Genomic DNA, 11195 nt, shown 5'->3' on the forward strand with positions numbered 1-11195 from the left:
TTAGAACTTTTAGATCTTTAAGTTATACGGAATGGCCGTTGACGCCTCACCCATTCAGTAAGGTGAGGGTCATGCTTTCCCAGTCCGTCGCCACCGCTTTGCGCCAAGAGATGTCGGCCGGCAATTTTCAGCCCGGCGAGCAGCTCAGTGAGGTAAAGGTGGCCGAGCAATTCGGTTGCTCCCGCAATACCCTTCGCGAGGCCTTCACCACCCTCACTGCCGAGCGCCTAGTTGAGCGCATCCCCCACCGCGGCGTTTTCATCGCCACCCCGGATGCCGCCTATATCCGCGATTTATTCGCCGCCCGCGCCGCCATCGAACCCGCCGCGGCGCGCTGGGGCGCATTTGCCGATGCCCCCTCGCTCATCTCCCTCGCCTCCTCCGCCTTCGAGTGCGCAAGGTGCAATAAGCACCAGGAAGTCTCCTCCATTAACCAGCGCTTCCACCAAGCACTGGTAGCAGGGCTAGGTTCCGCTACCTTGGATGAGCAGATGAGCAACCTGCTAGCACGCATGCGGCTTACCTTCTTATTGGTCATCCCGCGCTACCCGCAGCTGCACGCCGAGCACATTCAAGACAACGTGGATGTGGCCACGCTCATCGCGGACGGAAAACGCGAAGAGGCCACCACGCACTTGCGCGATAGCCTCTTAGAAACCTGCGATACCATCTTATCCTTCACGGACTAAGAAAGTAGCGGGGACAATGCCTAAGGGATGAGGTACTCCGCATCGCGGGCATTGGTCACCAGCATCTTGCCCGGAGCATGGGAAATGGCCAGCTCCGGCTTTGATTCCATCACGATGGCCTGCGGAGTAACCCCACACGCCCAAAAGACGGGCAGGCAACCTTCTGGGATGTCCACCGCATCGCCAAAGTCCGGGTGCGCTAGATCCACAATGCCGATGGCCGCCGGATCCCCCACGTGCACCGGCGCACCATGCACGGACGGATAGCGGGAGGTAATGCGCACCGCATCGGAGACCTGCGATGCCGGAATCGGGCGCATCGATACCACCATTGGCCCGGAGAATACGCCCGCAGGAGTAGTGGGGATATTCGTCCGGTACATCGGCACATTGCGCTGCTGTTCGATATGCGCGATCTCTATACCCGCATCCACCAACGCCGTTTCAAAGGTAAACGAACAGCCGATGAGGAAGCTGACCATGTCGGGGGTGTAATAGGAGGTGGCATCGGCAAGCGTGGCCGTGTGCTCACCGTTTTCAAAGATGCGATAGGCCGGAATATCGGTGCGAATATCGCCGCCAGGTAGCAGATCCGAGGTGTACTGCCCCGCCTCAAGCACGCCAACGATGGGGCACGGCTTGGGGTTGCGCTGGGCAAAAAGCAGGAAGTCGAAGGCGTATGCGCTGGGCAGCGAGAGCAGGTTGGCCTGCATGTAGCCCCGCGCGTGCCCAGCGGTGGTGGTCATCTCGTGGGTGCGCGCGAACTCGCGCACCTCTTCTGGTGTGTGCATTATGCCCATATTGCTGTGATTCCTGAGACTGCGCGGAGGCCGATGAAAATGGTAAGCAACCAGGCCAGGCCGCCAAGGATAAGCAGCCACTTTGGATACTTATAACCCTGCAGCAGATCCTTGCGGCGCCAAGCTACCCACATCACCAGCGCGAAGCCGATGGGAAGGATGAGCCCGTTAATCGCACCGGCGAAGATCAAGAGCTTTTGCGGCGCGGAATTGATTATTACAAAAATGACCGTGCAGACCGCAATGAAGATAACGGTGAAGATATTACGGGTCCGGGCCGGGGTTTCCTGGGTGGTCACAAAGGAAACCGAGGTATAAGCGGCACCGATGACCGAGGACAGCCCTGCGGCAAAGAGCACCATACCGAATGCACGAAGGCCGAATTCACCGGCCGCGTGGTAGAAGGCATCGGCGGCGGTATTATTTTCTTTTAGCGTGACGCCGGTAGCCACCACGCCCAATACCGCTAAGAAGAGCAGCATGCGCATAATACCGGTGACGATGATGCCGCTGACGGAGGTCCGCGTAATATTCTTGACGTTTTCAACGCCGGATAAGCCTGCATCGATCAACCGGTGCGCGCCGGCGAAAGTGATATAGCCACCGACCGTGCCGCCGATGATGGTGGTAATGACGAAGAAATCGATTTCACCCGGCGCGACGGTATTCTTCAGCGCCTCCCCTACCGGCGGCTGGCTGACGATGGCCACATACAGCATGAGCAGGATCATCACCGCGCCCAGGGCTGCCACGAGGCGGTCCAGCGCCATTCCAGCGCGGCGGGAGAGGAAGATGAAAACCGCAATCGCCGCCGCAATGACGCCGCCAATGCGCGCATCGATGCCCAGCATCGCGTTCAGGCCCAAGCCTGCGCCGGCGATATTGCCGATATTAAAAATCGCTCCGCCGAAAAAGACGAAGCCGGCGAGCACCCAGCCCAAGCCGGGCAGGACAGTATTTCCCAAGGTATTGGCGCGCATTCCCGTCACGCAGAGCACGCGCCACACATTGAGCTGGATGGCAATGTCCACGAGGATGGACAGCGCAATCGCGAAGGCAAAAGAAGCGCCCATCTGGACGGTAAAGACCGAAGTCTGGGTCAAAAAGCCCGGGCCGATAGCCGAGGTAGCCATGAGGAACATGGCGCCTGCCATGGCGCCGATGCCCTTGGGCGGGGCGGAAGCCTGTTTTTCAGCACTCACTAATTTCACCTTTCGTGACGCCGGTCTCTCCTAAATGTGATTCGCATCATCATAATTGCTCCCCCGGAGGTTGTTCAACAACATTTATGGCAAGGGGTGCTGCGGGGGTGATCTACGCTACTTTTCCCGCCTTTCGCTCCAGGTATTCAACTATTGTCTCTACGACCCTATTCGGGTCATTGACCAGCTCTTTTGGCCCAAATCTCAATACCGTAAATTGCTGGTTTTCGATTTCTCGTTGCCGGCGCATCTGTTCCTTGACCACTGTTTCCGGCGCTGTCCCATACGTACCGTCGTACTTAGTGTCCCCGTCGACCTCGATAATGAGCCACCCATCGATACATAAGTCAGCCCGATACTTTCCCAATACGCGAAATTGAGGATACACAGTGGCAGCGGGAATCCTTTCAATAATTAACGCCCGCAAAAGCGACTCGTACGGTGATTCGGAACCGGCATACGCATGCTTGACTACCATTTTCATGGGGATAGGCCCCTTCATCCGAGCCATCGCTGCCCGTGTTTCCTTCAGATCTTCTACCGAAACCAGGCCCGCACGTAACGCGGAATCGACCGCAACAAGCCCCTCCGCAAACCCATGTAGCCTGGCGATATCCAAGCATGTCCGCGCCGGATTCGTCACGCGGACTCCAGACCTTTCCACCGTTGTTTCCTCTATCCGTGCCATGCGGTAATACTTTCGCGGCCACTGCGTGTGCGGTGGAATACTTCCTGACGGTGAAGCGAGCTCAATGAGCTCATTTCTCCGGGGAATCACCCAAATTCCCCAAATACGCGCAGCTAACTTAGCCACCAACGATGCCCTGTGCGCACTTAGGCCGGCCCCTAAAGTAAGGGCCAACTGTTGCTTATGCCATGGCCAGCTTTCCCACGTCGTTGTTTTTACTGCAATCCAGGGTGCAACCCGCTTTAGTTCTCCTGAGTAGAGCGCTGGATAGTAAGGACTAGTTGAACCTGCATAACGAAGATTAATGAACTCATGATTTAACATGCTCTTTATCTTCGCCGCTTCTTGGAGAAACTGCTGAGCGTGATGCTCCAAATGGTCACATTCTGAGCTCCTTGCGGGACACCTGCACCGAACGGGTGCCAATCCCACGGGACGGGCGACTAACACCTTTTGCGAAGGCCCGGAAGTCGGTCGCTTTGGTCAGAGTTCGAAGGTCAGCCTCCTATGGTCAACCTCCACTGCAATAACTGAGCAAACTGGCGCCTCAAATATCGCAAATCTTCTTCAAATATTGCATAGGACCCTGCACATTTTGCGAAGCTCCCTGAGGAGGCCTTCGAGCTGCCGGTTGCGGAGTATGCTGAAGCGGCTTTGCGCAGCTTTTGGCGGAGCTTCTGAGGGGCCCTTTGAACAGCCCACCGTACAGCTCTTTGCGGCACTGTTGCGGTCCGGACCGCAACGAGTACTAGAACTATCGCGAACCTTCACGAATCGAGCCCACATCAGGCGCGTGCAGCTCACCGCTGGAATGGGGCGTGATTTACTAGAACCAATGGAACCCCTCGAACTCTCAGCACTTACCGGCACGCAATCGCGCACCTACGGTACCCGCAAAATCACCAAGGACATGGTGTCTGCGCCGGTCCATGTGGCGATCGCGTTGTGGGATGAACGCTGGGATTCAGCGGAGGACGGAACCATCGAAGGGTGGGTCATCGCGGTCAATACCCCGCAGGCGCGCTTCGTGCGCAAAGGTCAGATCAAAAAAGGCGATATCGTCAAAGTTGCAGTAAGCGAGCTACAGCGCGCCCTGCACGGAATCGATGGACGCACCTGGATTGTTACGGGTCGCAGGCAAAATGCGCTCCGAGCGGCGCTCGAGAAGCGCGGCTATACGGTGACGGGGAGCTTTGCGGGGGAGAATCGGGCATCGGCAAGCGCGAGCTCCGTGCGCCGCAAACAAGCTGGCCTGACCGCGCGGAAGGCGCGCAAGCTGGGCGAGGCCCCGAAAAAGAAAGAAGCCAACCACGTCGAAACGCCAGAGGCGAAATGGTGGCCCAACTTCTCGCACACGACGTCGTGGCCGGCGGGCACGGTGGTGCGCATCGCCACCGACGCCTCCTCCGATACCGTGTTCAAGGGCTCGATGTGTTTCGTGGCGGGAAACGGTGACTACCGCCTGTGCACCCGCGAAACGAAAGCCAGCACGGACGAACTGGAACTAGAAGCGCTCACGCTCGCGTTAAAGTACCTGCTCAAGGTAGGTGCGACGAAGGCCGTGATCGAATCCGACTCCGTTGCGGCATTGGATGCGGTCAACCACATTGTGCACAAGAAAGGCTCGAAGGCGGCGCGGTCCGGACGCAGGTGGCGCGGGGTATCCTCTGGCGCGCGCTCCCGATTCCAACAGGCCTGGGGCGACCTAGAAGGCAATTGCGAGGTGGATATCCGCAGGGTGCTCGGCCATGCCGGGGATCCGCTCAATCGCGCCGCCGATCAGATTGCGTATATGGGGCTGCGCGCCATTGCCCACCCCATGAAGCAATCGCGGCCTACCTTGCAAAGCGGGATCAGCAAGGCGCTCAAGGCGGTAAAGCCCCGGTAACGGTTTCCGTCGCAGCACGCTTAGTGTAATCGGCGCGCGCCCTCTCCGGGGCGGGCCACCACGAAGGTCGGAGCGGGAAAGCCCTGCTGTGCCGCTGCTTCTTCAATAGCCTGCGCGGTCGCGTCCACGTCGTTCTTCGCTATTAGGGCGATAACTGCGCCGCCAAAGCCACCGCCAGTCATGCGCGCACCGAGCTCACCTGCCGCGTTAAAAGCAGAGTCGAGTTCGGGCGTTGTGACCTCGTAAAGATCCCGCAGCGAGACATGGCTATCGCGCATCAGCTGGCGAAATGTATCCATATCGGATGCGCACAAGGCGGAAGCAGCGCTCAAGGTGCGCTCGGTTTCCTCCACCACGTGGCGCACGCGCCTTTGGTACAACTCGGCCGAGTCCGAGGACTTTTCGGCAACGATTGCGGCAAAGTCCACGGCATCCGGAATATCGCGGATGGTGCCCCCAGCTGCGGAGTGCACGTCATCGATAACTCCGCGGCGGGAGGCGTATTGGCCATCGGAAAGCGTGTGAGGTGCGTTGGTATCCGCAATGAGCAGCACCAAGTCCTGGGAGGCGATATCGAATGGGATGCGTTCGACGGCTCCGGTGGAAAAATCGAGAAATAGCGCCTTTCCACGCTGCCCAAAGAGGCTGGCATTTTGATCCAGTCCCCCGGTGGAGGCGCCCACCACCTCATTCTCCGCGCGAATACAGGCTTCAACGAGCCCGGCGCGGGCAGCGTCATCGGGTAAATGCCCATGGTCAAGCTCATAAGCCGCTACGGCAATAGAGCACTCCAACGCTGCAGAACTGGATAAACCAGAGCCAACGGGAACGTCCGATACAATCGCGATATCGAGTCCATCGCATTGCAATAGATCGGCTTCCACCGCCGCCCAAATTGTGCCAGCGACGTAGCCTGACCAGTCAGCGGGATGCCTCGGCCGCACGCTAGAAAGCGGGACACAGGCCTGAGCTACGGAACCTTCGAATTCCGATGCAATGCGAATTGCGCCATCTGTACGCGGGCGCACGGCCACGGCCGTATTTTGTTCCAAGGCAAAAGGAATGGATGCGCCACCGGCATAGTCAATATGCTCGCCGATGAGGTTTACCCGCCCTGGAGCCGCCCACACCCCCACCGGCTCAGGGGCAGCAGCACCTGCCTCATCTTCAGCGAAAGTCTCCACGAAAAGCCGATGGGCAGCGGTTGCGAGTTCCTCGTCCGTGCGCGTAGTAAACCAATTAGGCATCCCAGACCTCCTTAAAGCGTGCAGCGATGCGTTCTGGGGTGGTGTCATTAATCCACACTCCCTGCGCGGATTCAGACCCGGCAAGATACTTCATGCGATTTGGCGAGCGCATGAGCGAAAATATCTGCAAGTGCATCCGGATGCCAGGGCGAAGCTCCGGATCCACCGGGGCTTGTGTCCAGCCGGCAATATATGGCGTCTTTTCCACGCCCTCAAAAAAGCGATCGACCGCGGAATAAAGCTTTTTCAGCACTCCAGCAAGGTCGGCGCGTTGTGCTTCATCGAGCGCCGAAAAGTCTGGGACATCGTCATTAGGCAGAACCATAGCCTCAAGCGGCCATTTAGCTGCCGCAGGAACGAAGACCGTGAAATATTGAGTCTCCGCAATGATGCGATCGCCTGCTTCCCGTTCCCTATCGAGAAGATCCTGAAAAAGATCGCCGTCATAGGCGCGAACCGAATCCACAATCGAGCGCAACCGCGGGGAAAGGAACGGGTAAGAATAAATCTGGCCATGCGGGTGCTGGAGGGTAACCCCAATTTCTTCCCCGCGATTTTCAAAGGGGAATACTTGCTGTATTCCATCGATGGCGGATAATGCGGCAGTGCGGTGTGCCCAGGCCTCGATCACGGTGCGAATACGGGATTCAGGCAGATCGCGGAATGAAAGGGTTGGGTCTTCGGTAAAGCACACCACCTCGCAACGGGCCTGGGCTGGCAGACGCGGGACCATGCCGAGGAGCTCATCTTTATCCGGTTCCTCAATCGTGGCGGCCATGGAGAAAGAGGGAAAGCGGTTTTCAAAACCACCACGTCATAGCTGGGGCTGGGAATCTCAGTAGGCAGTTGGTCTGGCCGCGTCGGGGCTAGAGGGTTCTCATTTGCCGGCGGCATGAAGGTCCTGTTCATGCGGTGTGCGGCAAAAGCAACCCAATCTCCCGTCAATGGATCGCGCCGCATTTCGGAAGCGGGAGCAACGGTGGGAATATCGCGGGCATCATCAAGCACGCGGTCGGAATGCGGTTGATCGTCGAAGTAGATGATCTCGCGGCCATCGGCAAGCTGAGCGTGAGTGATATCAACCATTAGTCTTCTCCTGGGATCCTGATTGGTTTCAGGCGCGCCCACAGAACAAAAAGCGCTGCTACCGCGAGCATTGCCAGGCCTGCCCACAGGTTATTCGCCGCCTCTTTTGGCATTGCGGTATCCGGGTTGACGCCAGGGTCAAGGAAGAAATAACAAGCAATGAGAATAATTCCGTACAGGCCTAATAAGGCGCCAATCACATTGCGCAGGTCAAACGCGCCTGCGTGCTTTTTATCAGACATGAGCTACTCCTTAGGCAAAGATGATGTTGAGGCCGACGGCCATGGCGAGGCAAATAATGCCCAATGGGACAGTTTGCTGGTACCACGGCAGGGACTTTTCGGTGTAGTCCTCGAAGTGGCCCTTTGGGGTAACGGAAGACACAAAGCCCACGAGCTCGCTGTCAGGTTTGGGCTGGGTGCACATGCTGACGATGATGGACACAAGGATATCCACAACGAAGGCGACACCAGCAGCAACGAACGCAGTTCCCTGCCCCGGAAGATTAATGGCGTCAGTGAAGGTAGCTACGTACCAGAACGCAATCGCCGAAGCCGTACCGGCAACCAAGCCCGACCAACCGGCGTGCGGAGTCATCCGCTTCCAGAACATGCCCAAGATGAACGTGGCGAAGAGCGGCGCATTAAAGAATCCAAAGAGCGTTTGCAGGTAATCCATGATATTGCCAAAGTTTTTCGCCAACAACGCGGTGAAAATCGCAATCGCCGTCGCCGCTACCGTAGCCCATCGCCCGAACTTGAGGTAATAATCGTCCTCACGATCCTTAACCACATACGTTTGCCAGATGTCATAGGACATAACTGTGTTAAAGGCAGAGATATTGGCGGCCATACCAGCCATAAAGGATGCCAACAAGCCCGCAATGGCCACGCCCAAAAGGCCATTAGGCAGCAAATCACGCATCAGCAACAAGATGGCATCATTCGGTTCAGCCCGTTGTTCCATCAGGTCCGCAACCGATACCGAAGCCACCATGCCCGGAATTACCACCAAGAATGGGATAAACATCTTTGGGAAGGCACCGATAATCGGAGTCTTGCGAGCAGCGGAAATGGAATCTGAGGCCATTGCTCGCTGCACCTCGACGAAGTTCGTGGTCCAGTAGCCGAAAGACAGCACAAAGCCCAAACCCAAGACGATTCCGATGACCGACCACACGGGGTTTTCGAAACCGGAAATTTCCGTGCCCGGCCACGTGTGAAAGTGCGATTCATCAGCAACGGCATCTTTCAAGCCGCTCCATCCGCCGACTCGGTTAAGGCCGATAATCGTCAAAGGTGCGAGTGCCGCCACGATGACAAAGAACTGCAATACCTCGTTATAAATGGCTGCGGAAAGGCCACCCAATGTGATGTAGGACAGCACGATAATCCCGGCTACCAGCAGAGATACCCACATCTGCCATCCCAGCAAGGCTTCTACGATGGTGGCTAGAAGGTAGAGGTTCACGCCGGCAATGAGCAGCTGAGCGATGGCAAAGGAAATCGCATTCACCAAGTGTGCTGCGTTGCCAAACCGCTTGCGCATGAACTCTGGGACCGAACGCACCTTGGAGCCGTAATAAAACGGCATCATCACGATGCCAAGAAATACCATGGCGGGAACGGCACCGATCCAGAAGTAGTGCATGGTCTGGAAGCCATACTCCACACCATTGGCGGACATACCAATAATTTCTACCGCACCCAGATTGGCGGAAACGAAGGCCAACCCGGTTACCCAAGCCGGCAGACCCCTTCCGGATAGAAAGAAGTCAATGGAGTTTGAGACCCGGGCCTTTGCCGCCCAGCCGATGCCCAAAACGAATAGGAAGTAAATGGCTACCAACAGGTAGTCCACCCATGAGGCATCCAGCCTCAATACGGATTCAGCTGTTTCCATCGCTGACCTTTCTCGATTTTATTTTTCTACGGCAGACAAATGTAGGTTAAAAACTTGCGGTTTCCCCTGCTTTAGTCGCACAAGATCTATCCCACTGCGCAAGGCATTAGGTGGCGCACTCATAGGTTCAACTGCCAAGGCCTTGCCCGATGGTGCTACATCGCGGGGAAAATTCTCCGGTGTATACAGTTGCACCCACTCCACACCGCTATCCATGGCCAAGCGGACCCCGCGGCCATCGGCGGTATAGTCCGCTACAAGCGGGCCGTGTCCGTGAAAACAGTCATCCCAGTTCACACGGTCCAGCGGTGTGTCCACCAACTTCGCCGGGCGCACCTCACCGGTGGGCAGGTTTCTTTCATCCAGAAGGTGGTGCTCATCCACATTCAGGTTGAGCACGCACTCGTGCGTGGGTGCACCCTGCGCAGACAAGTAAAGGTGAAGCCCATAAGCAAATGGAATCTCCTCGGCGTGCTCGGTCACGGCCTTCACATGAGAATGCAAGCCGCTGTCATCCACGGCGTAGGTGGCCACTAGCTCTACAGTCCAAGGCCAGCCATTGTGGGGCCCAATGCTAAAAGTTAGCGTGACCTCGTCTTTATGCTGTTCAACTAGCTTCCACCAGTTCACTGCAAGCCCATGAATAGCGTTATTGCGCTCTGGTTCTGTAATGCCCAGCTGGTAGTGCTCACCCTGCCAGGTGAATTGACCGTCTTCGGTGCGGTTAGGCCACGGCGCCATTACCACCCCGGCCATCATCGGGGGCTTGTCCTTATAGGTTTCTAACAGCGGCCGTCCCTGAAAGGTCAGGGACTTCACGCCGCCGCCCCATAGGGCAATTTCGGCTAAGTAATCGCCATGAGAGATGCTGACGCACTCAATGTCGGCGCGCTCTTCATTCGATGTATAACCGGTCATATTAACGACCTTTCTGGCTATAACGTGTGATTGAAATCAGCTTAAGATCTCGCGCAAAATCAAGTCAATCGTTTGCACAACCATCTCCTTAAAAGGAGCATTTGGCCAGCTCGGCCACTGCAAGATTGACCCATTTCAGGGCTACTGCGGTGTACATACCCACACCATTGCGTACCCACATGCCTGAGATTGATTTTTACCTCTCCCCCAGAATGCGAGGAATACTAGCCTCCCAGCAGTCCAAGCCAGACGAGATCACCCACTGCACAATCGCTTCCCACTACTTGCGCAGTCGCCGCCACAGGATGCGCGCCGCGGAATGCGGGGTCGCCACAACCTCGCGCAGGTAATTGCTCGGCATCGAAAGCCACGGCGTGCGCGCGGGATGAACGTTAATCGCGATCCCCAAGTGCCAAGCCCACAATGTGGTGCGCAGTGCATGGAAATCGTTGGTAACCACCTGCAACACAGCATCTGGTGCGAGGCTGTGCGCGTTTTCTAGGTTCTCATTTGTACTGGTAGCGGCCGGTTCCACAAGTACATCCGCAGGATCCACACCCCGCTGGAACAAGTACTCAGCCATCGCGCCCGCTTCCCCTCGGCCAGAGACGATGACCGTCTGCCCAGAATAGAGCTCGAGTGCCTTATCCAAGCGAGACCGCAGCATGGCGCCCGGATGGCCGTGGGTGACACGGGAGCCCAAAACAAGGAGCGGATCGCGCTGGGAATGTTCCATGATTATTAGCTTAGACCGGCGGGAACCCTTGACACTGAT

Annotated in this window: 11 protein-coding genes and 1 pseudogene; 3 read left to right on the forward strand and 9 right to left on the reverse strand. The window is 57.1% G+C overall.

Features of this window, described 5'->3' with window-relative positions:
- The first annotated feature begins 71 nt into the window (after nucleotides 1-71).
- Nucleotides 72-689, forward strand: a complete 618-nt coding sequence (locus ACP8KU_RS08750; RefSeq protein WP_484483619.1) for a GntR family transcriptional regulator — start codon at nucleotides 72-74, stop codon at nucleotides 687-689.
- Between the two features lie 20 nt (nucleotides 690-709).
- Here the strand turns inward: ACP8KU_RS08750 and ACP8KU_RS08755 are convergent, their stop codons facing one another.
- The 3 genes from ACP8KU_RS08755 to ACP8KU_RS08765 all read right to left on the reverse strand — a co-directional run bounded on the left by ACP8KU_RS08755 (nucleotide 710) and on the right by ACP8KU_RS08765 (nucleotide 3703).
- Complete coding sequence (locus tag ACP8KU_RS08755) at nucleotides 710-1489, reverse strand: putative hydro-lyase (RefSeq protein ID WP_023016881.1); 780 nt, start codon at nucleotides 1487-1489, stop codon at nucleotides 710-712.
- Nucleotides 1480-2643 carry an NRAMP family divalent metal transporter gene (locus ACP8KU_RS08760; RefSeq protein WP_005277435.1) on the reverse strand — a complete coding sequence of 388 codons (1164 nt, stop codon included), beginning with the start codon at nucleotides 2641-2643 and terminating at the stop codon, nucleotides 1480-1482. Before ACP8KU_RS08760 ends, ACP8KU_RS08755 begins: the two co-directional genes overlap by 10 nt.
- 160 nt (nucleotides 2644-2803) lie before the next feature.
- Nucleotides 2804-3703 (reverse strand): DUF559 domain-containing protein, encoded by a 900-nt coding sequence (locus tag ACP8KU_RS08765; protein WP_284643360.1) that lies wholly within the window; start codon nucleotides 3701-3703, stop codon nucleotides 2804-2806.
- Nucleotides 3704-4214: 511 nt separating this feature from the next.
- On the opposite strand from ACP8KU_RS08765, the gene ACP8KU_RS08770 reads away from it, so the two are divergent.
- On the forward strand, nucleotides 4215-5267 hold the full coding sequence (locus ACP8KU_RS08770) for an RNase H family protein (RefSeq protein WP_284631450.1): 1053 nt from the start codon (nucleotides 4215-4217) through the stop codon (nucleotides 5265-5267).
- Nucleotides 5268-5287: 20 nt separating this feature from the next.
- Here the strand turns inward: ACP8KU_RS08770 and galK are convergent, their stop codons facing one another.
- Together galK and galT are read right to left on the reverse strand one after the other, a co-directional pair.
- Nucleotides 5288-6514: a galactokinase gene (gene galK / locus ACP8KU_RS08775; protein WP_284643358.1), complete on the reverse strand. Its 1227-nt coding sequence runs from the start codon at nucleotides 6512-6514 to the stop codon at nucleotides 5288-5290.
- Nucleotides 6507-7501 (reverse strand): annotated as a pseudogene (gene galT, locus ACP8KU_RS08780) (galactose-1-phosphate uridylyltransferase). The gene galK and the pseudogene galT overlap by 8 nt, the downstream one beginning before the upstream one ends.
- On the opposite strand from galT, the gene ACP8KU_RS08785 reads away from it, so the two are divergent.
- Nucleotides 7427-7603: a hypothetical protein gene (locus ACP8KU_RS08785; RefSeq protein ID WP_484484175.1), complete on the forward strand. Its 177-nt coding sequence runs from the start codon at nucleotides 7427-7429 to the stop codon at nucleotides 7601-7603. The pseudogene galT and the gene ACP8KU_RS08785 overlap by 75 nt on opposite strands.
- Here the strand turns inward: ACP8KU_RS08785 and ACP8KU_RS08790 are convergent.
- The 4 genes from ACP8KU_RS08790 to ACP8KU_RS08805 form a co-directional block, all read right to left on the reverse strand.
- Nucleotides 7600-7842, reverse strand: coding sequence for a hypothetical protein (locus ACP8KU_RS08790; RefSeq protein ID WP_023016871.1), 243 nt, complete (start codon nucleotides 7840-7842; stop codon nucleotides 7600-7602). The two genes, ACP8KU_RS08785 and ACP8KU_RS08790, sit on opposite strands and share 4 nt — an antisense overlap.
- Before the next feature lie 10 nt (nucleotides 7843-7852).
- Complete coding sequence (locus ACP8KU_RS08795) at nucleotides 7853-9502, reverse strand: sodium:solute symporter family protein (protein WP_237800596.1); 1650 nt, start codon at nucleotides 9500-9502, stop codon at nucleotides 7853-7855.
- Between the two features lie 18 nt (nucleotides 9503-9520).
- Complete coding sequence (locus tag ACP8KU_RS08800; protein ID WP_284643355.1) at nucleotides 9521-10420, reverse strand: aldose 1-epimerase family protein; 900 nt, start codon at nucleotides 10418-10420, stop codon at nucleotides 9521-9523.
- 280 nt (nucleotides 10421-10700) lie between these two features.
- On the reverse strand, nucleotides 10701-11156 hold the full coding sequence (locus ACP8KU_RS08805) for a YdcF family protein (RefSeq protein ID WP_005281653.1): 456 nt from the start codon (nucleotides 11154-11156) through the stop codon (nucleotides 10701-10703).
- Between the last annotated feature and the right edge of the window lie 39 nt (nucleotides 11157-11195).

It is taken from the genome of Corynebacterium sp. LaCa_282 (genome assembly GCF_057198125.1).